At 67.8% G+C, this 26238-nt stretch carries 22 protein-coding genes and 1 riboswitch; of the genes, 10 read left to right on the forward strand and 12 right to left on the reverse strand.

Going from position 1 to position 26238, the window contains the following annotated elements:
- Positions 1-105: 105 nt before the first annotated feature.
- Together OJA40_RS09735 and OJA40_RS09740 are read left to right on the forward strand one after the other, a co-directional pair.
- On the forward strand, positions 106-3249 hold the full coding sequence (locus tag OJA40_RS09735) for an efflux RND transporter permease subunit (protein WP_263810502.1): 3144 nt from the start codon (positions 106-108) through the stop codon (positions 3247-3249).
- Between the two features lie 151 nt (positions 3250-3400).
- Positions 3401-3871 (forward strand): DsrE family protein, encoded by a 471-nt coding sequence (locus tag OJA40_RS09740; protein ID WP_263808753.1) that lies wholly within the window; start codon positions 3401-3403, stop codon positions 3869-3871.
- 37 nt (positions 3872-3908) lie between these two features.
- Here OJA40_RS09740 and tenA read toward each other — a convergent pair whose 3' ends face one another.
- The 4 genes from tenA to OJA40_RS09760 all read right to left on the reverse strand — a co-directional run bounded on the left by tenA (position 3909) and on the right by OJA40_RS09760 (position 11551).
- On the reverse strand, positions 3909-4622 hold the full coding sequence (gene tenA / locus OJA40_RS09745) for a thiaminase II (protein WP_263810504.1): 714 nt from the start codon (positions 4620-4622) through the stop codon (positions 3909-3911).
- A 69-nt stretch (positions 4623-4691) separates the two neighbouring features.
- Positions 4692-4795, reverse strand: a riboswitch (TPP riboswitch).
- Positions 4796-4901: 106 nt separating this feature from the next.
- The gene (locus tag OJA40_RS09750) at positions 4902-8237 is read right to left on the reverse strand and encodes a PAS domain S-box protein (RefSeq protein ID WP_263810506.1); all 3336 of its coding nucleotides are present in this window, start codon (positions 8235-8237) and stop codon (positions 4902-4904) included.
- Positions 8238-8416: 179 nt separating this feature from the next.
- The gene (locus OJA40_RS09755) at positions 8417-9040 is read right to left on the reverse strand and encodes a metallophosphoesterase family protein (protein ID WP_263810508.1); all 624 of its coding nucleotides are present in this window, start codon (positions 9038-9040) and stop codon (positions 8417-8419) included.
- Between the two features lie 138 nt (positions 9041-9178).
- Positions 9179-11551, reverse strand: coding sequence for a heavy metal translocating P-type ATPase (locus OJA40_RS09760; RefSeq protein ID WP_263810509.1), 2373 nt, complete (start codon positions 11549-11551; stop codon positions 9179-9181).
- A 204-nt stretch (positions 11552-11755) separates the two neighbouring features.
- Between OJA40_RS09760 and OJA40_RS09765 the strand changes: the two genes are divergently transcribed.
- The 8 genes from OJA40_RS09765 to OJA40_RS09800 all read left to right on the forward strand — a co-directional run bounded on the left by OJA40_RS09765 (position 11756) and on the right by OJA40_RS09800 (position 18359).
- Complete coding sequence (locus OJA40_RS09765; protein WP_263810510.1) at positions 11756-12568, forward strand: undecaprenyl-diphosphate phosphatase; 813 nt, start codon at positions 11756-11758, stop codon at positions 12566-12568.
- A gap of 79 nt (positions 12569-12647) precedes the next feature.
- Complete coding sequence (locus OJA40_RS09770) at positions 12648-13832, forward strand: MFS transporter (protein ID WP_263810512.1); 1185 nt, start codon at positions 12648-12650, stop codon at positions 13830-13832.
- 207 nt (positions 13833-14039) lie between these two features.
- Complete coding sequence (locus OJA40_RS09775) at positions 14040-14336, forward strand: nucleotidyltransferase family protein (RefSeq protein ID WP_263810513.1); 297 nt, start codon at positions 14040-14042, stop codon at positions 14334-14336.
- Entirely contained in the window at positions 14333-14677 is a 345-nt protein-coding gene (locus tag OJA40_RS09780; protein WP_208427705.1) for a HepT-like ribonuclease domain-containing protein, read from the forward strand. The genes OJA40_RS09775 and OJA40_RS09780 overlap by 4 nt, the downstream gene beginning before the upstream one ends.
- A gap of 123 nt (positions 14678-14800) precedes the next feature.
- Positions 14801-15640, forward strand: a complete 840-nt coding sequence (locus OJA40_RS09785; protein WP_263810515.1) for an EcsC family protein — start codon at positions 14801-14803, stop codon at positions 15638-15640.
- A gap of 68 nt (positions 15641-15708) precedes the next feature.
- Entirely contained in the window at positions 15709-16080 is a 372-nt protein-coding gene (locus OJA40_RS09790) for a four helix bundle protein (RefSeq protein ID WP_208427706.1), read from the forward strand.
- A gap of 46 nt (positions 16081-16126) precedes the next feature.
- Positions 16127-17425, forward strand: a complete 1299-nt coding sequence (gene der, locus OJA40_RS09795) for a ribosome biogenesis GTPase Der (RefSeq protein ID WP_208426972.1) — start codon at positions 16127-16129, stop codon at positions 17423-17425.
- A 163-nt stretch (positions 17426-17588) separates the two neighbouring features.
- Positions 17589-18359: a CDP-alcohol phosphatidyltransferase family protein gene (locus tag OJA40_RS09800; RefSeq protein WP_208426960.1), complete on the forward strand. Its 771-nt coding sequence runs from the start codon at positions 17589-17591 to the stop codon at positions 18357-18359.
- A 60-nt stretch (positions 18360-18419) separates the two neighbouring features.
- Here OJA40_RS09800 and OJA40_RS09805 read toward each other — a convergent pair whose 3' ends face one another.
- The 8 genes from OJA40_RS09805 to OJA40_RS09840 form a co-directional block, all read right to left on the reverse strand.
- Positions 18420-18923, reverse strand: coding sequence for a CoA-binding protein (locus OJA40_RS09805; RefSeq protein ID WP_263808749.1), 504 nt, complete (start codon positions 18921-18923; stop codon positions 18420-18422).
- Complete coding sequence (locus OJA40_RS09810; RefSeq protein ID WP_272506765.1) at positions 18920-20179, reverse strand: O-acetylhomoserine aminocarboxypropyltransferase/cysteine synthase family protein; 1260 nt, start codon at positions 20177-20179, stop codon at positions 18920-18922. Before OJA40_RS09810 ends, OJA40_RS09805 begins: the two co-directional genes overlap by 4 nt.
- Positions 20180-20384: 205 nt before the next feature.
- Positions 20385-20906 (reverse strand): flavin reductase family protein, encoded by a 522-nt coding sequence (locus tag OJA40_RS09815; protein ID WP_208426963.1) that lies wholly within the window; start codon positions 20904-20906, stop codon positions 20385-20387.
- A 315-nt stretch (positions 20907-21221) separates the two neighbouring features.
- Complete coding sequence (locus tag OJA40_RS09820; RefSeq protein WP_208426964.1) at positions 21222-21827, reverse strand: NADPH-dependent FMN reductase; 606 nt, start codon at positions 21825-21827, stop codon at positions 21222-21224.
- Between the two features lie 126 nt (positions 21828-21953).
- Positions 21954-23039, reverse strand: coding sequence for a dimethylsulfone monooxygenase SfnG (gene sfnG, locus OJA40_RS09825; protein WP_263792764.1), 1086 nt, complete (start codon positions 23037-23039; stop codon positions 21954-21956).
- 478 nt (positions 23040-23517) lie between these two features.
- Complete coding sequence (locus tag OJA40_RS09830) at positions 23518-24222, reverse strand: PqiC family protein (RefSeq protein ID WP_263810518.1); 705 nt, start codon at positions 24220-24222, stop codon at positions 23518-23520.
- Between the two features lie 4 nt (positions 24223-24226).
- Complete coding sequence (locus OJA40_RS09835; RefSeq protein ID WP_208426967.1) at positions 24227-25261, reverse strand: MlaD family protein; 1035 nt, start codon at positions 25259-25261, stop codon at positions 24227-24229.
- A 32-nt stretch (positions 25262-25293) separates the two neighbouring features.
- Positions 25294-26061 carry an ABC transporter ATP-binding protein gene (locus OJA40_RS09840; protein WP_208426968.1) on the reverse strand — a complete coding sequence of 256 codons (768 nt, stop codon included), beginning with the start codon at positions 26059-26061 and terminating at the stop codon, positions 25294-25296.
- Positions 26062-26238: the final 177 nt, after the last annotated feature.

Raw genomic sequence — 26238 nt, forward strand, 5'->3', positions numbered from 1 at the left:
GGCTTTTTCTGTTTGTAGCCGCTTCTCGTCGCAGCGCCTCTCCCTCACGTCGATGAATCGCCAGGAGGGGGCATTGCCCCACTCCGCTTTCCCCTCTAGTGTCTCATGAACCGCGCCATTGACTGGTTTGCGCGTCACGGCGTGGCGGCCAACCTGCTTATGATGCTCCTCCTGGTCGGCGGGGGCGTGGCCGGGGGGCTCGTGGTGCAGGAGAACTTTCCCGAGTTCAGCCTCGACGCCGTGGAGGTGCGCGTGCGCTACCCCGGCGCTGCCCCCGAGGACGTGGAGGACGACATCATTCGGCGCGTGGAGGACCGCATCGAGGGCGTCGAGGGCATCGACCGGCTGCTGGGCACCGCGGCGGACAACATTGGGGTGGTGACCGCGGAGCTGAAGCGCGGCACCAACCTGGACCGCGCCCGCACCGACATCAAGTCGGAGGTCGATCGCGTCACGTCGTTTCCCGAAAACGCGGAGGAGCCGGTCGTGACGGAGGTGACCAACCGCGAGCAGGTGCTCCAGGTGGCCCTCCACGGAGAGGCGTCCCTGCGCGCCCTCAAAAACGCCGCCCAACGCGCCGAGGGGGATCTCACGCGCACCCCGCAGGTCTCGTACGCGGAGGTCAGTGGCGTGCCCGACGAGGAGATTTCTATCGAAGTGTCCCGCGATGCCCTGCGGGCGCACGGGCTCACGCTGGCGCAGGTGTCGCGGCTCGTCCGCGAGGGGAGCCTCGACCTCCCCGGGGGCAGCATCGAGACGGAGGACTCGGACATCACCATTCGGACCGAGGGACAGAACTACACGACGTCGGATTTCGAAGACATCGTCCTGCTAAGCCGGAGTGACGGCACCAACGTGCGGCTTGGGGAGGTGGCGACCGTCGTGGACGGGTTTGAGCAGAATTCGGACCTCCGCACGCGATTTGACGGCGATCCCGCCGTCCTGCTCAACGTCTTCCGGACGGGCGACGAGCAGGCGCTGGCCGTGGAGGAGGCGGTCACGACCTACCTCAGCGAGACGCTTCGGCCGTCCCTGCCGCGGGGCATCGAGGCCACCGTCTGGCGCAACAGTGCCGAGAGCCTGCGGACGCGCCTCACCATCATGGTCGAGAACGGCGTCCTGGGGCTGGTTCTCGTCCTGGTGGTGCTCACGCTCTTTCTGGCCCCCCGGAAGGCGTTCTGGACCGCCTCGGGCATCCTTCTCTCGTTCGTCGGCGCGCTGGTCTTTATGCAGCAGTTCGGCGTGTCGATCAACATGCTGTCGGTGTTCGGCTTCATCATCGCGATGGGCATTGCGGTGGACGACGCCATCGTGGTGGTGGAGAACGTCTACGCCGAGCAGGAGCGCGCGGGCGCCCCGCTGACGGCGGCCGTGGAGGGCACCCAGCGCGTGGCCACGCCCGTGGTGTTTGCCGTGCTCACGACGATCGCCGCGTTCGCGCCGCTCCTCTTCGTGGGCGGCACGATCGGGAAGTTTCTCGGCGACATCCCCACGGTCGTCATCTTCGTGCTGATCGTGTCGGTGGTGGAGGTGCTCTTCGTGCTGCCGGCCCACCTGTCCCACGGCACCGGCGACGACGGCCCGTCCACCGCCGTGGGCCAATGGCTTGACGGGGTCCGTGCCGGGGTCCACGACCGCCTCGTGGCGTTCGTCCACGGGCCGCTGACGGGGCTCCTCCGGTTCGCCACCCGCCGCTACGGGGTGACGCTGGCCGGCGGGCTCTCGCTCCTCGTCGTCACGTTTAGTCTCGTGGCGAACGGGTACGTCAAGAACGAATTCTTCCCCAGCATCCCCGGCAACGTGGTGACGGCCCAGCTGGAGATGCCGCCGGGCACCAATGCCGAGGAGACCGCCCGCCGGGCCGAGCGGCTCCGGGCGCAGGGCCTGGGCGTCCTCCGTGGCCTGGAAGAGCAGTCAGGCGAGCGCCTGCTGGAGAACACGTACACGACCGTGAGCCGCCAGCCGGTAGCGTCGGGCGGCCGCACGCAGGCCGGCTTTACGGCCCCGCGCCCGAACGTGGCGGAGGTGAGCATTGAGATGGTGGACGCGGAGGCGCGAAGCGTCCCCTCCCCGGTTCTCGAAGAGCAGTGGCGCGACACCGTCGGAACCCCTGCCGGGGTGCAGTCCCTTGCGTTTACCAGCACCGCGGGCGGCCCGGGCGGCGACCCGGTCTCTGTGCAGCTGTTTGCCCCCACGACCGACGCCATGACGCGTGCCGCGGACGTCGTGCAGGACACGCTCCGGCGGTACGCCGGCGTCCAGGACGTAACAGTTGACTGGGAGGAAAAGCGCGAGCTGTCCCTCCGCATGACGCCGGCGGCCCGTTCCCTCGGGCTCACGCTGAGCGACGTGGCCCGGCAGGTGCGGGCGGCCTTCTTCGGCACGGAATCGTTCCGCCTGCAGCGGGGCGAGGACGAGGTGCGGGTGTACGTGCGCCTGCCCGCCGACCAGCGGAGCGCCGTGGCGGACCTGCACGACTACCGCATCCGCGCGCCCGGCGGCGCCGAGGTGCCGCTGGAGGAGGTGGCGACGGTCTCACTCGGCTACAGCCCCACCCAGATCGACCGGCAGGACGGGCGCCGCGTCGTCACGGTGAGCGCCGACGTCAATCCCGCCGTCACCACGGGCGGGGCGGCCACGGCCCGCCTCGAACGGGCCACGCTCCCGGCCCTGCAGGCGCAGGTGCCGACCCTGTCCTATCAGTTCGGCGGCCAGCAGCGCGAGCAGCGGAAGGCACAGGGCGCGCTCCAGGCTGGCTTCTTGCTGGCCCTGTTCGCGATCTACGGCCTCCTGGCCATCCCCTTCCGCTCCTACGTGCAGCCGCTCATCATCATGAGCACGATCCCCTTCGCCTGGATCGGCGCGCTGCTCGGCCACTTTCTGCTCGGGTACAACCTGATCCTGCCCAGCATCTTCGGCATCATCGGACTCAGTGGCGTCATCGTGAACGACGCGCTCGTGATGCTCGACTTTGCGAACGAGGAGCGCGGCGAGGGCACCTCGTGGCGAGACGCCCTCGTCCGGGCCGGACAGGTGCGCTTCCGCCCCATTCTGCTGACCTCGCTCACCACCTTTTTCGGCCTCGCGCCCTTCATCCTGGAGCGGAGCGTGGAGGCGCAGTTCCTGGTGCCCATGGCCATTAGCCTGGGCGGTGGCATCCTGGTGGGCACGGCGGTGCTCATGCTGATCGTGCCGGCCCTGGCGATGCTGCAGCGCGACGTGGTGGCGGGCCTCCGGTCTCTGTTCTGAGGTGATGCACGCCCTTGCGTCTGAACACCATACGTCTGAACACCACGGGGGCGCATTGCGGCGTCCCCGCGGCCGCCTGAACGGCCTCACGTTCTACTCCTTCCCCACGACCCTTCACAACATGACTTTTTACACCGCGACTTTTTGCAACATGAACGCTCTCGTGTGCCACCGCGCGCAGTCCCTTTTGCTCGTTGCAGCGGCCCTCGTGCTGCCGCTGGGCGCCCAGGCACAGCCCACCACGTCCCCGCCCGATGCGCCCTCGCGGGCCGCGGCGGAGGCGCCCCGCACGGCCTACCTCGTCCGCAGTGCCGACATGCTCCCGGTGGTGCTCATGAGCGCTCGCACCTCGCTCACCGGCGAGGCGGACGGCTTTGCGGCCGCGGCCGCTGACGTGGTGGTCGTGGGGCCCGCCGTGAAGGGCCTCGTGGCGGGCGGCCCGCACGCCAACGCCCTGAGCAAGAGCCTCGACGCCGGGGTTCGCGTGGTGGCGTGCGGCCTCGCGATGCAAAAGACAGGCGTGACCGAGGGCGATCTTCTCGATGGCATCGACACCGCCCCAAACGGCTTCCACGAGCTGTTTCGGCTGGAGGCGAAGGGCTACGTGACGCTGCAGTTGTAGGCCGCTTCGGCGCCGGACCCGCAACGCGGAGGCGCTCCTACACCGGCCACTCCTGCTGCGTCCAGGCCTGGTCCCAGAACATCCACTCGTAGCGGACGCTCGTGGTAAATGCCGTCTTGGCGCGTTCGCGTGCAGCGTCGTCGGCCGCGTCGGCAAACCGTTGCAGGCGTTCCAGCAGGTTGTCCATGTAGTCGTTGAACTCCGGGTCGCGGTACATGGCGAGCCACTCGGCGTAGGGGTGGTCGTCGGGGATGTCGCCCATCTCGCGCTCCAGGCGCTGGCCGAGCTCCACGTAGAGCCAGGGGCAGGGCGTGAGGGCGGCCGTGCCCGCCACGAGCGTCCCCCGCTGGGCCCGCTCGATCATGTGGTTCTGGTAGGCCCGGTTGTTTGGGGTCAGCTGGAGCTGGCGGATGTCGTCGGGGCCGTACCCGAGCGCCTCGCCGTAGCCCTCGTGGAGCTCCCCCTCGACGACGATCGCGAGGCGGGCCGCGTCGATGAACCAGAGCGTGTCGTCCGGGTCTGTGCACTGGGTGGAGAGGAGAGAGGCGGCGTCGGCGAACGCCTCCAGGTAGCGCGCGTCCTGCATCTGGTAGAACGTGAAGGTGTCCGCCTCCAGCGTGCCCTCGGCGAGGGCGTGGACGAACGGGTGGTCGAAGGCCGCCGTCCACGTCTCGTCGGCGTGGGCCAGGCAGGCCTCCGCAAAGGGGGGCACGGAGAAGGCGCGGGTGTCGAGGGGGGCAGTCAGGTCCATGGGGCTTCGCGTAGTCGATAAGGGAAACGGCACGCGCGAAGCCAGAGGTGGACGCGCCCAGGCGGGCGACGGGGGAGAACTGTGCTTTCCTGCGCCGGCATGACCCGGATCAGGTTCGGAGGGACTCTCTCAGCCCGGCCGCCGTGCGGCGCCGAACACCCCTAGCTTCATCCCAAACGATAGGTAGGAGCGGGGAAAGCGTCCACCGTCTGGGTGCCGATTGGTGCAGGCCGCGGGCAAATTTCCAAAACCTTTCTCCGTGTCTCCACGCCTGCGCCCCTAGGCCGGGTTCGGGGCGTCCGCCGCGGGCACCCGCACGGTGAAGCAGCTGCCGTCGCCCATTGCCGTCTCGACCGCGATGGTGCCGCCCATCTGCTCGATCGCCTGCTTCGTGACGGCCAGGCCGAGGCCCGTGCCCTCGTACGTCCGGCCCGTCCCCTCCGACGCCTGGCGAAAGGGCTCGAAGAGCTCCGGCACGTGGTCGGGGTCCATGCCCACACCGGTGTCCTCGACCTCCAGGACCACGTCGTCCCCCCTCCGGCCGGCCCGGACGCGGACCGTCCCGCCCTCCTCGGTGTATTTGAGGGCGTTGGAGATGAGGTTCTGGAGGGCAATGCGCAGGCCGCCCTCGTCGACACGAGCCCAGAGGGGCCCCTCCGCCGTCTCTCCCTGCAGGTCGATGCCTTCGGTGAGGGCCTGGGGCTCGAACAGGTCGGTGGCCTCCGCCACCTCGTCCGCCAGGTCCAACGGGCTGCAGTCAAGCTCCATCTCGCCGGCCTCCAGCCGCGAGAGGTTGAGCACCGTGTCGAGCGTCTCCAGCAGGCGGTGCCCGCTCTCTTCGATGAGGGCGGCAAACTGGTCGAGGGTGGTGGCGGCGTCGGGGGGAGAGTCCGAGTCCTCCAGCAGATTCGTGGCCTCGTCCCCGATAACCTCGGCGAACCCAATGATCGAGGTCAGTGGGGTGCGGATCTCGTGGCTCATGTTGGCGAGGAAAGCGCTCTTCATCCGGTTCAGGCGCTCGGCCTCCTCTTTGGCCGAGACGAGTTCGCCTTCGTACTCGATCCGGTCGAGCACGAGGGCGGCGTAGGTTGAGAGAATCTCGATCAGGCGGCGGTCGAAGTTCGCGATGGCCCCGGCCTCCAGGGCCGCGACCGAGATGGTGCCGTGCGTCCCGATCGGCACGACGGCCGTGGCCCGCACCGCCCCGTAGTCGGCGGAATCGTCGACGGCACTCAGGTCGTCGAACAGGGCGGTCTCCCCGTCCCGGAAGGCCGTGGCCACGACGCTCTCGCCCGTCACGTCGAAGGACGACGGGTTGGAAATGTGGTCGGCGACGTCGGGCGAGGCCTGGACCGGGACGAGGCACTCGTCCTCGCGGACGCGGACGATGACGACAGGGTACCCAAACACCTCGTTCACGAGGTCCACGATGGAGCGGCCCACCGCGGCTGTGCTTTCGGCACGGAGCACCTGGCTCGTCGTGGTATAGAGGGCCTCTACCTTGTCCTGACGCTCCTGGAGGACCTGCTCACGGCGCTTCCGTTCCGTAATGTCGGTGGCCACCCCGATAATGCGTTCGAGCCGCCCGTCCTCGCCGTACACGCCCGCGGCCCGGTCGCGTACCCACCGCACGGCGCCGTCGGGCTGGACGACCCGGTACGTTTCCTCGTAGGCGTCCGGGTCCTCGCGCTGGGTGTCCAGGGCCGCCTGGACCCGCTTGCGGTCGGCCGGGTGAATCGCCTCCACCACGGCGTTTGGGTGGTCTTGGAGCTGATCGATCGGGCGGCCCCAAATCTCCTCGTAGGCGTCACTAATGAACTCGATCTCCGACTTGTCCGCCGGGCTCATCCACACCACGTCGGTAATGTTCTCGCGAAGCTGCTTCAGCAGGCGTCCGCGCGTGCGGAGCTCGCGTTCCGTCGTCTTCCGTTCGGTGATGTCGGTGTAGATGGCATACCCTTCCGTCGGGCCCGGGCCGTCGTCCCGAAGGGTCACCTGGACCCGAAAGTCCCGGGTGCCGTCGCTCGTCTCCCGTTGCACCTCCCGGTCCACCGGTTCACCGGCCAGCAACCAGCGCCGAATTGAGTCCGCCTCGTCCTGGGCGTCGGGCGGTACGATCTCGGCCTGGAGGTCCTTGGTTCGGATCTGCTCCTCGCCAACCCCGAAGACCGACTCGAAGGTGTCGTTGACGGTTTGGACCCGGAGGTGGCCCTCCTCGTCGGACCAGCCGTGCACGACCGGCGTGGGCAGGTTGTGGAAGAGCGTTTCGAACCGGTCGCGCTCGGCCTGCACGGCCTGCTCCGCCTCCCGCCGGTCGGTAATGTCGAGGAGCACCCCGTTGAAGAGGGTCTCATTCTCTCTGCGCTCGGGCATCGAAGAACAGAGGAGCCAGATGCGGGTGCCGTCGGGCCGCTCGAACGGCAGTTCCATGCGGGCGGGGCGGTGCTCCGCGGCCGCGGCCTTCGTGCGCGCCCTGTATCGCTCGCGGTGCTCGGGCGGGATGCACTGCGCAAACCGGTCGTAAAACCCGTCCGGGTCCGGGGCGAGCCCCAGGACGGACGCGGCCTTCTCCCCGACGAAGTGGTAGCCCCACTCCCCGCCGGGACGGACGTAAAATTGGTAGGTCACGCCCGGCAGGCTGTTGGCAAGCCCGCGCAGCCGGGCCTCCTTCTCGCGGAGGGCGTTTTCCGTCCGTCTATGCTCGGTGGTGTCCCACCCAGTCGCCACGAACTGGCGCGCCCCATCGACGGCAATGCACCGGAGATCGACCTCCACCGGGAACGTCGAGCCCTCCTTTCGGCGGTACCGGCCCTCCCGGCGGTGCTGATCCCCAGGGGCCATGGTGGCCCACCGGGCCCGGGCGTCGTTCGGGGTCAGGGAGACATCGACGTCCCACATGTGCCGGCGGGTGAGCGTGTCGGCGTCGTAGCCGGTCATTTCGCAGAGGCGCGGATTGGCCAGAAGAAGCTGCCCGTCGGCGTCATGGAAGGCGATCATGTCGGGCGCCTCTTCGAACAGGGCCTCCAGGCGGGCCGCGGTCTGCCGGGGACGGGCCTCGTGCCGGCGGCGCTCCAGCGTCTGCTCCACGGCCTGGACGAGGCGGGCGAGGGCCGCGGCGTCCGACGCGTCGAACGAGGCCTGCCGTGGGGCCCGGTCGACGAAGCAGAGGGTCCCGTACAGCGCCCCATCCGCAACGACCTTGGCCCCGAGATACGTGGACAGCCGAAACGTCTCGTACGCGGGGTCGCCGTCCCAGCCCTGTCCGGGCGCGTCCTCGAGGGCCAGGGCGTCGTCGCGCACGATAACGCGCCGACAGTAGGCCTGAGCCAGGGGGGCGGTGCTGCCCGTCGTGACGGTGGGGTGGGGCCCGCTGACCGCCGCGACTTCGTACGTGGATGCGGCCGGGTCGATGCGGGCAAGATACCCAAGCTCCACGTCGAGCCATTCGGCACCGAGTCGAAGAAGGGCCCGCAGCGTCTCGTCGGGGGGGCGGCTCTCGTCAGCCTGGAGCTCGCGGAGGCGATCTCGGTAGGCCGGGTGCTTAATCGGGGCCTCTGCGCTGCGGTCTCCATCCACGGAGAGAAATGTCCCTGAGGGCGAGGCGGGGTTGTTCATCCGGTCGGGATCAGAGCGCTATGTCGGAGCACGAATGCGTCCCCCAGTCCCGCTGCGCGGCGACGGGGCCCTCGGGGGGTCGGACAGGTCCGCTGAGGGGGATGCTGCCTGCTTCAGGCAACCACTTCTTGTGGAAATTAAATTTCAACGGCGATAAACGTTCCGGCGCCGCGATGAAGCTACGCCCCGTCCGCCCCAGAAAGGGTCCAAACGCGCCCGTGGGGCCCGGCGTTGTGGACCGGTGTAGGACCGACATAGGCGGTCTCTTCCCAGCTGCCGTGGATGTGGCCGCAGACCGTCAAGCGGGGCGCTGTGGCCTCGACGGCCTCGCGCACGGCGACGCTGCCGAGGGACTGGCCTTTCGAGTCACGATCGACGGCGTCCTTCGGGGGGGAGTGGGAGACGAGCACGGCGCCGTCCGGACAGTCGGCCAGGAGGCGGCGGGCCTCCTCTTCGCTGAAGTCGTAGCTCCAGGGCCCGAACGGCGTCACCGGAATGCCCCCGCCAATCCCGTAGAACGGCTGGCCGCCGAGGGTCACGCCCTCCCCGTGGAGCACGTGGGCCTCGGGCCAGTCGAGGGCCGAGAGCTGCTCGGCGATTTCGCCTTCCGTCTCGGCGTTGCCCGGCACGAGGACCGTCGGCGTGTCGATGGCGGACAGGGCGTCGAGCGGGGCCCGGAGATTCCGGCGCATCCGGCAGAAATCCCCGGCGCCCACGACGACGTCCACCTCGGACGCGCGGTCCACGAGGCGGCGGCACGCGTCGCGGTCGCCGTGCACGTCGCTGAAGAGGAGGAGGTCCATTGGGTTGAGGGTTGAGGGTTTTGGGTTTTGGGTTGAGGGTTTTGGGTTGAGAGTTTTGGGTTGAGAGTTGGGTGTTGGCGTCGGGGTCCTCGTTCAAAAACAGCGACGCGCCCCCGGCGTCGAGCCGTGGAGGAATTGTCATTTCTCGTTTCCGTCGGTGGGTCGAGAATCCGCAACGGGCAGGGGACGGGCGGAGTTGCCGACGACGCCGAGGCTGCTGGCGGCCATGGCGAGGGCGGCGAAGAGGGGGTTGATGAGGCCGGCCAGGGCGAGCGGGATGGCCACGGCGTTGTAGAGGAAGGCCCACGCCAGGTTTTGCCGGATGCGCCGGCGGGCGGCCCGGGCGAGGGAGAACACCGTGGGGATGTGGGTCAGGTCGCCGCGCAGGATCACCACGTCGGCGGAGTCGGCGGCCAGGGCGGTGGGGCCGAAGGCGATGCCCACGTCGGCCTCGGCGAGGGCGGGGGCGTCGTTGCTGCCGTCCCCGATCATGGCGACGGCCCCGGCGTCGCGCAGGCCGCGGACGAGGTCGGACTTCTCGGCGGGTTGCACCTCGGCGATCACGCGGTCGATGGCGTCGTGCTCGCGGAGCGGGCGGGCCGCCGCGCTGCTGTCGCCGGTGATCACCACGACCTCACGCGCGTCGCCCCGGAGCGCGTCCATCACGGCCAGCCCCTCGTCCCGCAGCGTGTCGCCCACCACGATGAGGCCCTGCACCGCGCCGTTCCACCCCACGGCGACGGGCACCTGCGCGTTCTGCTGGGCGGCCTCGGCCCGCTCGGCCAGGGTGTCGTTGAGGCGCAGGCCCTCCGTGCGGAGCCACTCGGGGTGCCCCACCCGGACGCGGTCGCCGTCGACGCGGCCCTCCACGCCCCGGGGGTGGCTGCGCACGTTGGTGGCCGTGATGGGGGCGCCGTCGCCGGCCGGAACCGCGTCCCTGTTCTCCACGATGGCGTGGGCGACCGGGTGGGCGGCGTGCTGCTCCACCGCGCGGGCCCGCCGCCACGTTGTTGCGTCGGCCATGGCGTCGACCACCTGCATCGCGCCGGTGGTGAGGGTCCCGGTCTTGTCCACCGCCAGCGTGTCGACGTCCGGCGCCGTCTCGAAGAGCGACACGTCGCGGATGACGATGCCGCGCTCCAGGGCCGTGCGCAGCCCCGAGGCCACGGCGAGGGGTGTGGCGAGGCCGAGCGCGCAGGGGCACGAGACGATGAGGACGGACAGCCCCGTGAGCAGGGCCGCCGTGGCGGAGGCCCCACTGATCCACTGCCAGCCGAACGCGACGGCCGCCAGCACCAGCACGAGCGGCACGAACACCGCCGCGATGCGGTCCGCCACGCGCTGGGCCCCGGGCTGGCGCGACTGAATATTCCACATGAGGTGGACGAGGCGGTCGAGCGTGCTCTCGGCGGCCGCGCCCACCTCGACGGTGAGGGCGTTGTTGGTCACCACGGCGCCGCCGATCACGTCGTCGCCCGCCGTGCGGGTGACGGGAAGGGACTCGCCGGTCACCAGCGACTCGTCCACCGCGGCGCGGCCCTCCACCACGGTGCCGTCCACCGGAATGCGCTCCCCGGCGCGCACCAGCACACGGTCGCCGGGGGCCAGGTTGTCGACGGCAACCGTCTCCGTTCCGTCCTCCGTCTTCCGGCGCGCCTCGTCCACCTGCTCGCGGGTGAGGGTGCTCAGCAGGTCGGTGGCGCGGCGCTTCACCTGGTCCTCGTAGTAGTGGCCGAGCGACACCGCCAGGATAATGACGACCGTGACGTCGAAATAGACGTCCGTCTGCCCCATGAGCGCGGCGCCGGCGCTGTAGAGGTAGGCGCTCACGGCGGCCAGGCCCACGAGCAGGTCCATGTTGGGCTGGAGCACGCGCAGGCTCACCGCCGCCCCCCGCAGCGTCGGCCAGCCGGTGACAAGCAGGACGAAGGTGGTAAAGGCCCACACGTTTGCCAGCACGTAGGTGCCGCCCTCCGCCCCGAGGTCGACGAGCCCCTCCCCGCCCAGGTGGACGGGATAGAGAAGAACGATGTACACGGCCATCACCATCATCCCGAAGAAGCCGCCGAAGACGAGGCGGGCGACGGTGTTCTGGTCGGCGGTCTCGTCCGCCGGCGCCGTCAGGTGCGCCTCGTAGCCGGCCTGGCTGAGGAGGGCGGGCAGGTCCGACTCGCGGTGCCGGGACGGGTCGTAGGCCACCTTTGCCATGTCGGAGGCGTAGCTCGCCTCCGCCTCGTGGATGCCGTCCGTCGACGCGGCGACCGTTTCGATGAAGTCCTCGCAGCTGGTGCAGTGCATGCCCCGGACGTGGAGGAAGGTGGTCTCCGTCTCGGCCCCGTGTGCCTCGTGCCCGTGGTCGTGCCCGTGGTCGTGGTGGCAGCAGGACTCGTGCTCTGCCCCGTCGGCGACGCGGTGCGCCTCCAGGCAGCCCGAGCAGCAGAACACGCCGTCCACGTCCTCGGCCGTGACGGGGGCGTCGGTGGGGGCGTCGCAGTACGTGCAGGCGGGCATGGTACGTTGGGGGGCTTTTCCAAAACCAAGTCTGAAACCGCTCCGTTTCTCCTTCGATCCCCGGAGGTGCGCGTGATCGCGTGCGGGAGTGGCCCCCACAACCTCATCCTGGCTTCAAGCCGTGGGCTTGGGCGGGGCCGGTGTGCTTTGTAGGTTGGCGAAGCGTTTGCCCGGTTCTTCTCCGCTCAGCCCCCGTTCTCCACGATGACCTGGTGGGAAGCCTTGCTCCTCGGCCTCATTCAGGGCCTCACCGAGTTTATTCCGGTGTCTTCCTCCGGCCACCTCGTTCTGGGCCAGTACCTGCTGGGGCTCGACAAGGAGACCGCCGACGTCACGTTCGAGGTGTTCGTCCACTTCGGCACCGTGCTCAGCATCCTCACCGTCTACTGGGACGAGGTCGCCGAGCTGCTGGGGGAGGCCTGGGCGGGCCTGCGGGCGCCGGGCGAGGTGCCGGCCCGCTACGCCGACAACGAGACGTTTCGCCTCGGGGTCTTCATCCTCGTCACGCTCGTCCCCACCGGCGTGGCGTACGTGCTCTTTCGAGAATCGCTGGAGCAGGCGTTTCGTAGTCCGCGGCTCACGAGCGCCATGCTCCTGGTGACGGGCCTTCTTCTGCTCCTGACGATGATTCGGCCGCAGCCGGAGGGGGAGCTGAACGGCATCAAGGCCGTCGTCGTGGGGGTAGCGCAGTCGTTTGCGATGATTCCGGGCATCTCGCGGTCGGGCGCCACGATCTGCACGGCCCTCTACCAGAATGTGAAGCCGGAGCGGGCGGCCAACTTCTCGTTTCTGATGCTGCTCCCCGTGGTGATCGGGGCCACGATTCTCAAGGGCCTGGAGCTCGTGGAGCAGGGCCTCGGGACGGCGGGCATGCCGCTCCTGCTGGGCACGGTGGCGGCGTACGGGTCCGGCATCGGGGCCATCTACGTGGTGCTCGACGTGGTGCGGCGGGGGAATCTGCAGTATTTTGCGTACTACTGCTTCCTGATCGGGGGGCTGGGGCTGTGGCTCCTTTAGAGTACGGGGAAGAGGGAAGGGGTGAGAGGGAAGGGGGTGGGCGAGGGCGTTTCGCTGTTGTGTCGGTAGGGTTTGAGGTATGGCGTCTTCGAACGTGTCGTCCGTGCTCGTGGAGCGGAGCCCGGTGTACTACGGGTGGGTGGTGCTCACCGTTGCGACGCTGGGGATGGCGGCGACCCTGCCCGGGCAGACGGCAGGCATCTCACTGTTTATCGACGCGTTCATCGAGGACCTCGGGCTGTCCCGGTCGGTCGTTTCGTGGCTCTACACCGTGGCGACGGTGCTCGGCTCGCTCGGCCTGCCGCTTGCGGGGCGGCTGGTGGACCGCTACGGGCCGCGGCGGGTGGCCGTCGTCCTGATCGCCCTGTTGGCGGCAAGCTGTGCCGGGATGCGTTGGGTCAGCGGCTGGGTTGGCGTCTTCGTGGGCTTCGTGTGCCTGCGCGGCTTCGGGCAGGGGGCGCTCGGTCTCGTCAACAACCACGCGGTGAACCTGTGGTTTGAGCGGCGGCGTGGGCTGGCGGTGGGCGTGCTGGGGCTGGGCATGGCCGGGGCGACGGCGCTCTTCCCGCCCCTCATGGAGAGGGGGCTCCAGGCGTATGGGTGGCAGGCGACCTACCTGATCATGGGCGGCCTCCTGGCGGTAATCATGCTGCCGCTCGGGGCGCTGCTGTACCGCGACGCCCCGGAGCGCTACGGCCTTTCGCCCGATCCGGGGACGGCCCCCAACGGGAACGAGGCGCCATCGACGGGCGAGGGGGCAGAGACGGCGACGATGTCGGGGGTGCGGCCCGAGGCGGCGTACCGGACGTGGACCTTCTGGCTCTTTACGGTGGCCGGGGTGTGTACGGCAGGGTTCGGAACCGGCCTCCTCTTCCACCACTTCTCAATTCTGGAGGAGGTGGGGGTGGCGCGGGGGGTGGCCGCCCAGTTCTTTGTCCCGCTCGGCGTGGGGACGGCGATGTTCAACGTGGGGACAGGCTGGCTCGTGGACCGCTACCCGCCGCGCCTCCTGCTCGCGCTGCAGCTGGGCCTGTTTGGGGCCATGATGGGCGTGCTTCCCGCCGCAAACACGACCGCGGAGGTCTGGGTGTACGGCGGGGTCTTCGGGGGGCACAGGGGATGCAGCAGGCGCTCCTCGGCAGCGCGTACGCCTACTACTTCGGCCGGGCGCACCACGGCACCATCCGCGGCCTGGCGAACACCGTCTTTATCGGCGGGACGGCCCTCGGGCCGGCGGTGCTGGCGCTGGGGCCCGATTTCCTGAGCGGCTTCGCCCCGATCCTGTGGATCTGCACGCCGATTCCGCTCGTGCTGGCGCTCGCGGCGCTCGCGGGGTGGGCGATGGACTGGGACGCAGCCGTGGTGACTGGGAGTGCGGGAGATCGGTGGAATGGGGGAGAGAACTGAACCTGTCTCTCGGGCGTCGAGTTATTCCAAATAAAGCCGGGTCTCTTCCTCTACGCAGAGTGCCATGCCCACGCTTGACGACATTCGGGCGCAGCTCCGTGCGGAGCTTCCCACGCTCCGCGAGTGCTACAATGTGGACCGCCTCGGCATCTGCGGGTCGTACGTGCGGGGCGAGCAGACGGAGGACAGCGATCTCGATCTGCTTGTGACCTTCACTGAGACGCCGGGGCTTATCGAGTTTGTTGAACTCGAACACTACTTGGAAGACACGTTGGGACTGTCTGTCGATCTGGGAATGCCGGACGGGTTGAAGGATGGGCCAGCAGCGGAGAATATTCGCCGAGAGGTAGAGTATTTATGAGTCGAAATCAGCAGCAGCACCTCCAGGACATTTTGGACGCGATGGACGCTGCCGAGTCGTTCGTCGAGGAGATGTCTTTCGAAGAGTTGGAGGGGGACAGACGGACCCAGTTTGCCCTCCAGCGGGCCTTTGAGATCATCGGGGAAGCGACGAAACAGCTTGATGATGGTCTTCGAGATCGATACCCAGGTGTGCCATGGCGAGACATTGCGGGCATGCGCAACAAGCTCATCCACGAGTATTTTTCGGTGAACCTGGAGATTGTCTGGAAGACAGTGCACAAGGACTTTCCGAGGGTCAAACCAAAGATCCAGCAGATCCTGGTAGAGTTGTCCGAATAGGGGAGTGAGGAATCCGAGCGGCAGTAACAATCCTCTCATTGTCTCCGTCTCCCGCAGAGCGACGGGCCGAGCAGCCGCCTGCATCTTTCCCCCGCGCCCCGCGTTGGACCCGCAGATACGTCCGTGTCCCGTGCTTCCCCCAACACCATGCGACTGACCGACGACGAAAAAGCCGTTCGCCGCGAGATTGAGGAGTGGCAGCACGCCGACGCCTCCGTGGCGTCGCAGGCCATGGACTGGGCCATGCGGCCCGTCGACTGGGCCGTGGAGCAGGTCGTGTCGCCCGACCAGATGGACCAGGTGACCGACCGCATCGAACAGTTCCTCTCCACCCTCAGCGACGCCTCGGAGTGGACGCACGCGTCCGACGACATCCTGGCCGCCGCCGAGGACCGTGGCCTCCCCGCCGAATCGGTCCAAGACCTCCGCAACCGCCCGATCGTCGATCTCGACGAGCTGGCCCGCAGCCGCTTTCGGCAGAACACGATCCTCGCGGCGCTGGGCGGGGGCGGGACCGGGCTCGCCGGCACGGCCTTCGTCGCCGCCGACATCCCGCTCCTCTTCACCATCAACCTGCGCCTGATCCAGCAGATCGCCGCTAGCTACGGCTTTTCGCTGGAGGGGCCGATGTTTCGGCCGCTCGTGCTGTCGGTCTTCAACGTCGCCGCGTCGGGCGGGCGCGAGGCGCGCAACGAGGCGCTGCGTGAGGTGAGCGTGGCCGCCGCGGCCTTCGCCGACGACCTCGACTACGCGGGGCGGGTGTCCGGCACCTTCCGCGACCAGAACCGCCACCTGCCGCGCGAGATCGCGAAGACGCTCCTGGAGCGCAAGCTGGGGCAGACCGTGCCGCTGGCCGGGGCCGCCGTGGGGGCGGGCGTCAACTACTGGTTTACGACCCAGACCGCCGAGTCGGCGTTCATGTGCGCCCGGGCGCTGTACCTGGACTGGAAGGAACGACGATAGTTTTTGGGAAGAGGTTGGGGAAGGGGGAAGAGGGGACTGGCTGCACGTCCCAATGGAGAGAGCCAATCATGTCTGACCAGAGCTCCGTTGAAAGCTATCGGGATCTGGAGGTGTGGCAGCGGGGGATTGTGCTCGTGGAGCGGGTGTACGAAGCGACGGATGGATTTCCAGATCGGGAGCAGTACGAGTTGACCTCACAGCTGCGTCGGGCGGTGGTGGCAATTCCATCGAATATTGCCGAGGGCTGGGGATACAGTTCGCGCGACCAGTACGTGTACTACCTGGAGCAGGGCCGGAGTTCGCTGCTGGAGGTGGAAACGCAACTCATCATTGCGGAGCGCTTGTCGTATATCACGGAGGACACGCGGGATGATCTGCTCCGTGGGACAACAGTAGAAAGCAAAATGCTCCTCTCCCTCATGCGCTCCCTTCAGTCGTGAGCCTGCCCCCATCCCCCTTCCCTCTTTCCCATCCCCCTTCCCCGCCGTGCTCGTAGCCATCGTCGGCCGGCCGAATGTCGGCAAGTCCACCCTTTTTAACCGCCTCACCGGCGCGCGCCAGGCCATCGTCGAGGACACGCCCGGTGTCACGCGCGACCGCGTCTACGGTGAGGCCGCGTGGAAGGGGCACACCGTCCCCCTCGTCGACACCGGCGGCTACGTCCCGCGCTCGGACGACCCCTACGAGCGGGCGATCCGCGCGCAAGCCGAGATTGCCCTAGAGGACGCCGACGTCATCCTCTTCGTGGTGGACGTGACGACCGGCATCACGGAGATGGACAAGGAGATTGCGACCGTGCTCCGGCCCACCGAGACGCCCGTGATGGTCGTCGCCAACAAGGCCGACAACGAGGAGCGCGAGTGGGCGGCGAGCGAGTTTTATCAGCTGGGCCTGGGGGAGGTCTATCCCGTGAGCAGCACCAACAAGCGGGGCGTGGACGACATGATGGCGGCGCTCGTGGAGGAGCTTCCCGGCACGGAAGACGAGGCGGACCAAGACCGCGTGCAGGTCTCGCTGGTGGGGAAGCCGAACGCGGGCAAGTCGTCGCTCGTCAACGCCACCCTGGGGTTCGACCGCGCCATCGTGACCGAGAGGCCCGGCACCACCCGCGACACGGTCCAGTCCGTCGTGCAGTACGAGGGGCGAGAGCTCATGCTCGTGGACACGGCCGGCATGCAGAAGCGCTCCAAGGCCGACGGGGTCGAGTTTTACGCCACCGTCCGCAGCGAGCGGGCGATCCGGGCGGGGGACGTGTGCGTGCTCGTCCTCGACGCCACCGAGGAGCTGCACAAGCAGGACCTGAGTGTGCTCTCGGAGGTCAACGAGCACAAGAAGGGCATGGTGGTGGCCGTCAACAAGTGGGACCTCGTGCCCAAGGACGACGGCACGATGGACCAGTACACGAAGTATCTGCGGCAGTACCTCGGCACGCTCGACCACGTGCCCCTCGTGTACGTCTCGGCCGTCACCAAACGGCGGGTGTACGAGCTGCTCGACACGGCCCTAGAGGTGGCGGAGGCGCGGGCGACGCGCGTGCAGACGAGCGCCCTGAACGATGTGGTCCAGGCGGCCCTCGACGAAAAACATCCCCCCACCACCAGCAGCGGGGCGTTCGTCAACATCACCTACGCCACGCAGGTGCGCACGGCCCCGCCCGTATTCGTGTTCTTCGCCAACCACCCGGAGGGCATCCGCACCGACTACAAGCGGTACCTGGAGGGGAAGCTGCGGGACGCGCTCGGGTTTGAAGGCGTCCCGCTGACGCTGGTGTTCAAGGAAAAGTAGGGGGACGCCTGGGGCCCCGCCCCGTGGCACGGACAGAGAACCCGTTTATGTTGCTGTTTCGTCATGGACACCTACGGGGCTTGATCTGTAGGTAATAGGCATCCGCCGCCACTTCCGCCCACGTGCGGCCGCCGACACCGGTGCCGCAGAGGCCACGATCCGCATGGGATCCACCGACTTAAGCGATCTGAAGGACCGGTCCGAACGGATCCGGTTGGGCCGCAAGGTGCGCGCCTACTTCGTCCACCTGTTCACGGCGTCGGGGGTGGCGTTCGCGTTTCTGGCCATGCGGGAGGTTGTGCGGGTCGACCTGGATCCGCGATGGGTGTTCGGGTGGCTGACCCTGGCCGTCCTCATCGACGCGGCGGACGGGCCCCTGGCCCGCCTCTGGGACGTGAAGCTCTACGCCTCCCGCATCCTGGGGAAGACCATCGACCTGATCGTCGACTACCTGACGTTTACGTTCATTCCCCTCACCCTCGTGTGGCGGATGGACTGGCTGCCGGGGTGGGACGGCCTATGGGTCACGCTCGCGATGGTGGCCAGCCTCCTGGGGTTCGCTAACACCGCGGCGAAGCAGAGCCAGGAGGGCTTCTTCCTCGGCTTTCCCTCGTACTGGAACGTGGTGGCGTACTACGTGGGCCTGCTCGCCGTCGAGTACGGGGCGGTCGGCGCCTACATGTCGCTGGGATCGGTCCTGACGCTCACGGTCCTGACGCTGGTGCCGGTCCGGTTTGTCTACCCGAATGCCGCCCCGCCGCCGTGGCGCGCCATCGTGACGGTGGGGGGCGTCGCGTGGCTCGGGCTGTTGCTGGCGCTGCTGCCCACCTTCCCCGAGCTGCCGGCGTGGGGCGGCGACTGGGTCCTCGGGGTGTCGTTCGTGTACCCCGCGTTTTACTTCGGCCTGTCCGGCTGGCTGGACTGGAACAGTTGACCGTCGTGGGGCCGCCCTGATCGGCGCCGAAGAGAAGCCCGGTCCGCCGGGGCCCGCGGTCTATACCTGCCGTCGTCCCCGTTGGGCAGTGATGACGCCGGTGTTCATGCCCATCCAGTGCATGCCCCCCTGGTAGCGGCCGTGCTCCATCTTCATGCAGCGGTCCATTACCACGTCGAGCCCGTGCTCGTCGGCAATCGCGGCCGCCTCGGGGCTCACGATGCCGAGCTGCAGCCACAGGGCATCGGCCCCAATCGCGGCGGCCTGCTCCGCGTACGTGGGGCACTCGTGCGGGGGTCGGAAGACGTTGACCACGTCGACCGGCCCGGGGACACTCTCCACGTCCGGGTAGGCGGTCTCGCCGAGAATCGAGTCCGCCTTTGGGTGGACGGGGACGATGTGGTACCCCTGGTGCTGCAGGTACGTCGCCACGAACTGGCTCGCCTTCTGCGGGCTGGAGGAGAGGCCCACCATGGCGATGGTGTCCGTCGCCCGAAGGAGGCGCCGAATCGTGTCGGGGTGCTGATACTGCTCCTGCTGCTCCGGCGAGAGCGAGGAGTTCACTGCGAGATCGCATGCAGGGCCTGATCCAGATCCCATAGCAGGTCGTTGGTGTCTTCGAGTCCAATGGAAAGGCGAATCATCCCCGGCGAGAGGCCGCTCGCCCGCATCTCCTCATCGGAGAGCTGCTGATGCGTCGTGGAGGCCGGGTGGAGCACCAGGCTCCGCGCGTCGCCCACGTTCGCGAGGTGCGAGAAGAGCTGCAGGTTCTCGATGAAGGTCTTGCCCGCGGCGCGCGGGGCCTGGCCGTCGGGGCTCAGCTCGAAGGTGAAGATGGCGCCGGGGCCCTTGGGGAGGTACTTCTGGGCGAGGGCGTGGTACGGGTTGCCGGGAAGGCCCGGATAGGCCACGCGCTCGACCCTCGGGTGTTCGTGGAGGTGCTCCGCCACGGCCTGCGCGTTGTCCACGTGGCGCTCCACGCGGACGGAGAGCGTTTCCAGGCCTTGAATGAGCTGGAACGCATTGAACGGGGACAGGCTGGCCCCGGTGTCGCGGAGCGTCTCGGCCCGGGTTTTCATGAGGTAGCCCTGGTGGCCGAACGTGTCCGGGAATTTGAGGCCGTGGTAGGAGTCCGAGGGCTCGGCCACGGCGTCGATGGTGGTGAAGTCGAACGAGCCCCCGTCCAGGACGACGCCCCCGATGGAGGTCCCGTGGCCGCCGATGAACTTGGTCGCGGACTGGACGACGAGGGGCACGTCCCAGTCGAGGGGGCGGCAGAGGTAGGGCGTCGCGAAGGTGTTGTCGATGATGAGCGGGAGGCCGTGGGCGTCGGCCAGCTCCACGAGCGGCTCAATGTCCAGGACACTTCCCTGCGGATTGCCGATCGTCTCGCCGTAGAGCACCTTCGTGTCGTCGGTGATGGCCGCGTCCCACGCGTCCAGGTCGTTTGGCTCCACAAACGAGGCCTCGACGCTCAGCTTCTGAAACGTGTTCGTGAAGAGGGTTCGCGTGCCGCCGTAGAGGTGCGCGGAGGCCACGATCTCGTCGCCGGGCTCCAGCAGTGTCATCAGGGCCACGAGCTCGGCCGCCATCCCGCTGGCGGTGGCCACCGCGCCCACCGCGTTCGCGAGGGACGCGATCCGTTCCTCGAAGGCCGCCGTGGTCGGGTTGTTGATCCGGGTGTAGATGTTGCCGTACGCCTTCAACTCGAAGAGCTGGGCGGCGTAGTTGGTGTCGTCGAAGACGTACGAGGTCGTCTGGTGGATGGGCACGGCCCGCGAGCCCGTCTCGGCGTCGGGGATGTGGCCGGCGTGCAGCATTCGGGTCTCGAAGCCGAAGTCGCGCCCGGCCCCGACAGCAGACGGGGTCCCGTTGGAAGGAGGGGACGAGGAAGCGGGGGATGTGTCGGAATCGGGGGACATTCGAGGGGGGAGGGTGGTTACAGAGAGTTCGACGGTGGGTGTCGGGAGGCGCCCCAGCGTTTTGCAAACGGATGTCAACATGCGGCCCATTCCCCGTCGGGCTTCAACCGGTGGAGCCGGAGTCGGCAGGGGCACTCACGCTCCGATAGTCCTGGTCGTAGTACAGGAGCGGGCGGGCCTCGTCGCGCTCCTTCAGCTGAGTTACGCGGCCCACGACGATGTCGTGGTCCCCGGCCGCGAAGGCTTCGTGCCAGTGACACTGGAGGACAGCCGGAGCTGATTTGAGGATGGGGGTTCCGTGGGGGTCGGTGTGATACCTCACCGCTGCGAGCTGGTCGGGGCCGGACCGGTCCGGAGCGGCGAAGTGCTGGCAGAGCTCGGACTGCCGGTCGGCCAGCAGGTGGACGGCAAAGTGGGAGGCCGCCACCAGCACTGGGTGCATCTGGCTGTCCTTCTCGACGTTGAACGAAACGAGCGGGGGATCCAATGAGACGCTGGTGAGGGAGCCAATCGTGGCGCCGCGGGCCTCCGAGCGCCCCGCAGCGGTAACGACCGTTACGGGGGACGGGACGCGCTGCATCACGCTGCGGAAGTCCTCACCGGCAATGGAAGGTTCTGTGGGCACGTGGGAGTAGGGGGGTTGGAGGAGGGAAAACGAATCTGTGGGGGGCCGGGCTTGTCGTGTGGAGACGGGCATTATGTAAACACGCAGAAATACGTTTATTCGAGAGCCATTCTGAGCGACCGACGACCGGAGGGAAAAGCGAGTCGACGAATCTTACTGGGTCCAGCGCGAACGCTGATTTGGGTATATACCGGCCCGAAGGTCGCTTCTGCTGATCTTCGAAGAGATTGATTTCATCAGTCGCTTCGCTCGTGTCTCGACTTCGCTTCGCTGCGCTCGGAATGACTTGTTGTTAAGGGTCTTTTGCGTGTCTACTTAAAACTGTGGGCCCAGCTTCGATAGGGCATCGCTATCCTCGATGGCCCGGTGCAGGTCGACCGTCGCCACGCCGAGGGTGCGCAGGCGCTCGCGTACCGTGTCGTCCGTCAGGGTGCGGTCGTCGCCGTAGTCGTCGCCGTAGTGGTCGCCGTGGACGTACGTGCCGCTGCCGGCCAGGTGAGCGCCGAAGAAGGAAAGCACGGGGGCAAGCTCTTTCTCGACCACGAGGTAGTGGTGGAGCGACGCGCCGGTCGCCACGAGGCCCACGGCGCTGTTGGCGAAGGGGGCCACGTCGGCCTGCCACATGCCACGGGGGATCATGTCGAACAGGTTTTTCAGAGTGCCCGCGTAGGAGGCCCGGTACACCGGGGTTCCCACGACGTACGCCGAGCTCTCGATAATTCGATCTAGGGCCTCGGCCGTATCACCGGTGTAGTGTTCCAGCGACCGTCCGTCGGCAGGATCGAGGTCATACTCGGCTAGGTGAAGAACCTCCGTGTCTACCCCACGCTCCGCCGCGGCGGCGTCCAGGGCCACCTCGACGGCAGCACGGGTGTTGGAGGGGGCGGAGAGGCTTCCGACAATACCTAGGATGTCACTCATGAGATCGGGATGGGTCCGGAGAGGTAGAACGTTGTACGGAGCCGGCGCCGCGGTCCGTGACGCGTGACGGGGAAGGGGGACCCGCAGACTCAGGTCCCCCTCACGCATCACCCCTCACGCGCTGGCCTATGCCGGCACCGCCTCCTCCGGGCGATCCAGCGGCTCGGCCTCCCGCACGGCCGGGATGATCTCCTCGCCGAAGTGGGGAAGCTCGTCCTCGTAGTGCAGAAAGCCGGTCAGCACGAGGTCCACCCCGATCGCGTCGAGCCGGCGAATGCGCTCCACGACTTGCTCCTTCGTCCCGATGAGGCCGGTGCGAAAGCCGTCGTTGTACTGGACGAGGTCTTCGAAGTCGGAGTCGTCCCACATGCCCTCGCCTTCGGGGGAGGCCTGCCCGGCCTGTTTGACCTGCTCCTTGAAGCCTTCCACCGCCTCCTCGGTGGCGTGCTCAATGATGTTTTCGAGCACCTGCTTGGCCTCGGCTTCCGTGTCGCGCACGATGACGAACGAGTTGACGCCGATTTTGGGCGGCTCGACGCCGAACTCGCGGGCGTACCCGTTCACGTCGTCGATAATGCCCTTCAGGTCTTCGAGGCTTCCGCCGTTGATGAAGAACCAGTCAGAGGCGCGGGCGGCCATGCGCCGGGCACGCTTCGAGTTGCCGCCCTGAAAGATGTCAGGGGGCGTCTCGGGCGTGGGCTCGCAGGGGGCCTCGTCGATCTGGTAGAAGCGCCCGTCGTAACTGAAGAGGTCTTCGGTCCAGAGGCCCTTCAGGACCTCAATAAACTCCTCGCTGCGCTCGTAGCGTTCGTCGTGGGCGAGCCAGGGCTCGCCGAAGCGCGTATATTCGCCCTTGAACCAGCCGCTGACTACGTTGAGGTGGAAGCGGCCGTTACTGATGTGGTCCGCCGTCGAGACAAAGTTGGCGATGGGCCCAGGCTTCCACTGGCCCGGGTGCACGGCCCCGATGAGGCGCAGTTTCTCGGTGTGCGAGGCCAGTGCATTGGCGACCGAAAGGGCCTCAAGCTGCTTCTCGGCGTTGTAGCTGCCAAAAAAGCGGGCCTGGGCGAGGGCGTATTCGAAGCCAATCTCTTCGGCCGTCTGCGCGATCTCTTTGTTGAAGGGCCATTTCCAGTCGGTCTTCATCGGCCAGTCGGTAATGACGAGTCCGCCGCTAACGTTGGGGACCCAGTACGCAAATGTGGTATCTATGGTGTGAATGCTCCTTCGGGTGAGGGAATGCGGATGGAAAGCGCCGCGCACCTGCCGAAGGAGTCACAAAAAAAGCCTGTACTCCGGTGGCAGGAGCACAGGCACAGGCGTAGTAGAATGGGACGACGGTTACCTCTCACTCCACAGCGCGCACGGGCTCCTCCGGGGGACACATACATGTGTCACCACAACACAGACACAGCATGCCGTGGCGGCGGCTGCGCTGGATGGACGGAGAGGGCGTCTGCACGAACAAGAGGATTGAGGCGAGAGGACTTCGATAACTGCTCTTCTAAATATCACGAGGCCGGAAGATGTTGCGGCGTCGTGCCAGGGGTTGCCATACTTATTTCCTTCTTAACACATGGGGCCGGACGCACGCGCGCCGGATGGTACTGGGGGTCGACGGCATGCTCGACGCGGCATCCATGGCATTGCGAGGCGAGGACAGGGTTGCGAGGGCGCCCCTGCACCGGAGTTAGGGGCGGCGGAGCGTCTGAAGGTGCGTGCCCACATCGTTTGCGAGCACGTGGAGGCCGCGGCTAAGGCGGGCAACGAGCCCCTCGTAGTCGGTTACACGCCAGTCTTCCGTTCGGTGATGGGTGGTTTCCTGCACCAACACGGTGTCCGCCCCTGGCCGGCGAAGGGTCCACTGCACAGTCATCTGAGCGTGGCCGTCCGGTGGGGGGGCATCGTCGTCGGCGTCTGGCCCTGGGGGGCGCGGCCCGACGCCCTCGAAGCTGAGGACGTGCAGCCGCAGGAGGTAGTCGAAGGTCGCCCCGCGCGGCCACGGCACCCCCTCTACAGACCGGATCCCCGAACGGGCCTCCAGCGTGCGGGCCACGGTGCGACCGATGCCCCGGTCCAGGGTTTCGCCCCACCGGTGAAATTCGGAAAACGCGACCGCGTTGGGGCCGTGGCGCGTCACGAGGCGCGTCTCGTCGAGGTAGGGGGCCAGGCGCGGGCTTTGCAGGCCGATCCGCAGGCCGGGCGGGTCCGTGGACGGGGGCGGCGTCGCCGCGGTATCGGGGGGCGACGCGCCGTCGAGCAGGTAATAGGTGGCGTCGCTCGTGCGCGGCTCCAACAGGCGCACACACCCGGCCGTTGAGAGCGCGACCAGGCCGGCGGCCACGGCGCACCATCCGAGCCGACGGAGAAGAACGGAGGGGACGGGCACAGTCATGGAACTACTGCTGGTTCGAGGGAGGGGGCTCTTCGCGGCCGCGGAGGAACATGCTGGGGTTGCGCTCCAGGGACTGCACGAGCACCCGCAGGGCCTCCGTGGCCTCCGAGAGGTTCGAGAGGGCCTCGTTCATCTGGTAGCCGATGCCGGAATTGGGGGAGAGGGTCTGATCCACCTCGTCCATCGTGCGGCGCATCCGTTTTAGGGTTGCGCGGAGCTGCCGGCTCGTCGTTTCGAGCTCGTCGGCCGTCGGCTCCACGCCCCGATCGAGCCGCTGGATCAGGGCCTGTGCGTCCTTGATGGTGGCCCGCAGCCGCTCGGTGGCCTTTGGCATGTCCTGCAACGCGGTGCGCACCTCCTCCGACTCCACCACCTCCCGCACCGACTCGATGGTCGACAGGGCCGAGCGGTTGATCGCCTCGGCGTCGAGCGCCTCCAGCTTGTCGTTGGCGTTGACGAGGAACGTGACGAGGTTCTCGTTGATCTGCGTCACGTCGAACTGGCGCAGGTTCGTCACGAGGCCGGACGCGCCCTCGCCGAGCTTGGCCAGGGGGGAGAGCTCGGTCGGAATGGACAGGCGGGACGGCGGCCCCTGGGCGTAGACGGCCGAGTCCGGGTCGGAGACGTACGTGAGCTCGACGTACAGCTTGCCGGTGACGATGCTTTCGAGCTGCAACTGCGCCCGCAGCCCATCCTCGATCTGGGCGCGGAGCAGGGCCGGATCGTCGAGGTTGAGGCGCGCCCCGGTGGTGTCCGTCACCGGATCGAGGTTGATGGCGTACTGCACCGGCACCTGAAACGTCTCGTTTTCGAGGTCGACGCGCAGGTTGATGTCCGTCACCTCGCCGATGGGCACGCCCTTGAACTTGACCGGGGCGCCCACGTCGAGCCCATTGACCGACTCGTCGAAGTAGCTGATGAACGTCGTTCGCTGCTCGAAAAACTGCCCGGAGCCGAAGGCCCCCACCCCCACGACGCCCAGCGCCAGGGCGCCGACGACGAAGAGGCCGATAAGGGTCGGGCTGACACGTTGGCTCATAGATCGGGGGGGCGAGCGGGTGGGGCCCGGCGCTATTCGTTGTCGAGAGACCGAGTCAGGAACTGGTACACGCGCTCGTTGGGTGGGTTGCTTCGCAGGGCCTCAGGGGGGCCGAGGGCCGTCATCGTCTTGGTGTCGATGTCGAGGTAGAGCGCGCGGTCGGCGATGGTAAAGATGCTTTCCAGGTCGTGACTCACCACCACGACGGTCGTGTCGAGGCTGTCGCGCAGTTGTAGGATGAGGTCGTCGAGGCGCCGGGCGCTGATCGGGTCGAGGCCGGAGGTCGGCTCGTCGAAGAACAGCAGGTCGGGATCGAGGGCGACGGCCCGGGCGAGGGCGGCCCGCTTCCGCATGCCCCCACTGATTTCGTGGGGACGGAAGTCCTCGAAGCCCCGCAGGCCGACGAGGGCGAGCTTGAGCGATACAATCCGGGCAATGTCCGAGGCCGCAAGGGCCGTGTGTTCTTCGAGGGGCAGGGCCACGTTCTCGGCGAGCGTCATGGTGCTCCAGAGCGCGTCCGCCTGGTAGAGGATGCCCACCTCGCGGAGCATCGCGGCGCGTTCGTCCGCGCTCATCGCCCACAGGTCGCGCCCGCCAATCCGAATTGTGCCCGCGGACGGGTGCATCTGGCCGAACAGGTGCTTGAGCAGGGTGCTCTTGCCCGACCCGCTCCCGCCCATGATCGCAAAAATCTCGCCCGACTCCACGTCAAACGTAAGGTCCTCCATCACCACGAAGGACCCAAAGGCGAGCACGAGATCCTCGGCCGAAATGGCGGGGGCGGCGTCGGGGGAGGACATGGGCGATATACTGGGATGCCGAGCGGTACGGGAGGACGATCCGGAATGATGCGTGGCTCACGGTGCGGGGCGCATGAGACGTGATGCGTGAGACGTGATGCGTGAGACGTGATGCGTGAGACGTGATGCGTGAGACGGGACACGTGATAGGGAACGCGTGATGGGTGGCAATTCAGG

The sequence above is a fragment of the Salinibacter pepae genome, assembly GCF_947077775.1.
Lineage (GTDB): Bacteria > Bacteroidota > Rhodothermia > Rhodothermales > Salinibacteraceae > Salinibacter > Salinibacter pepae.

Excerpts from the sequence above, each read along its gene's own strand:
- OJA40_RS09735 (WP_263810502.1), top strand. The coding sequence starts at position 106 with ATGAACCGCGCCATTGACTGGTTTGCGCGTCACGGCGTGGCGGCCAAC.
- OJA40_RS09740 (WP_263808753.1), top strand. The coding sequence starts at position 3,401 with ATGAACGCTCTCGTGTGCCACCGCGCGCAGTCCCTTTTGCTCGTTGCA.
- tenA (WP_263810504.1), bottom strand. The coding sequence starts at position 4,622 with ATGGACCTGACTGCCCCCCTCGACACCCGCGCCTTCTCCGTGCCCCCC.
- OJA40_RS09750 (WP_263810506.1), bottom strand. The coding sequence starts at position 8,237 with ATGAACAACCCCGCCTCGCCCTCAGGGACATTTCTCTCCGTGGATGGA.
- OJA40_RS09755 (WP_263810508.1), bottom strand. The coding sequence starts at position 9,040 with ATGGACCTCCTCCTCTTCAGCGACGTGCACGGCGACCGCGACGCGTGC.
- OJA40_RS09760 (WP_263810509.1), bottom strand. The coding sequence starts at position 11,551 with ATGCCCGCCTGCACGTACTGCGACGCCCCCACCGACGCCCCCGTCACG.
- OJA40_RS09765 (WP_263810510.1), top strand. The coding sequence starts at position 11,756 with ATGACCTGGTGGGAAGCCTTGCTCCTCGGCCTCATTCAGGGCCTCACC.
- OJA40_RS09770 (WP_263810512.1), top strand. The coding sequence starts at position 12,648 with ATGGCGTCTTCGAACGTGTCGTCCGTGCTCGTGGAGCGGAGCCCGGTG.
- OJA40_RS09775 (WP_263810513.1), top strand. The coding sequence starts at position 14,040 with ATGCCCACGCTTGACGACATTCGGGCGCAGCTCCGTGCGGAGCTTCCC.
- OJA40_RS09780 (WP_208427705.1), top strand. The coding sequence starts at position 14,333 with ATGAGTCGAAATCAGCAGCAGCACCTCCAGGACATTTTGGACGCGATG.
- OJA40_RS09790 (WP_208427706.1), top strand. The coding sequence starts at position 15,709 with ATGTCTGACCAGAGCTCCGTTGAAAGCTATCGGGATCTGGAGGTGTGG.
- OJA40_RS09800 (WP_208426960.1), top strand. The coding sequence starts at position 17,589 with ATGGGATCCACCGACTTAAGCGATCTGAAGGACCGGTCCGAACGGATC.
- OJA40_RS09810 (WP_272506765.1), bottom strand. The coding sequence starts at position 20,179 with ATGCTGCACGCCGGCCACATCCCCGACGCCGAGACGGGCTCGCGGGCC.
- OJA40_RS09820 (WP_208426964.1), bottom strand. The coding sequence starts at position 21,827 with ATGAGTGACATCCTAGGTATTGTCGGAAGCCTCTCCGCCCCCTCCAAC.
- OJA40_RS09830 (WP_263810518.1), bottom strand. The coding sequence starts at position 24,222 with ATGACTGTGCCCGTCCCCTCCGTTCTTCTCCGTCGGCTCGGATGGTGC.
- OJA40_RS09835 (WP_208426967.1), bottom strand. The coding sequence starts at position 25,261 with ATGAGCCAACGTGTCAGCCCGACCCTTATCGGCCTCTTCGTCGTCGGC.
- OJA40_RS09840 (WP_208426968.1), bottom strand. The coding sequence starts at position 26,061 with ATGTCCTCCCCCGACGCCGCCCCCGCCATTTCGGCCGAGGATCTCGTG.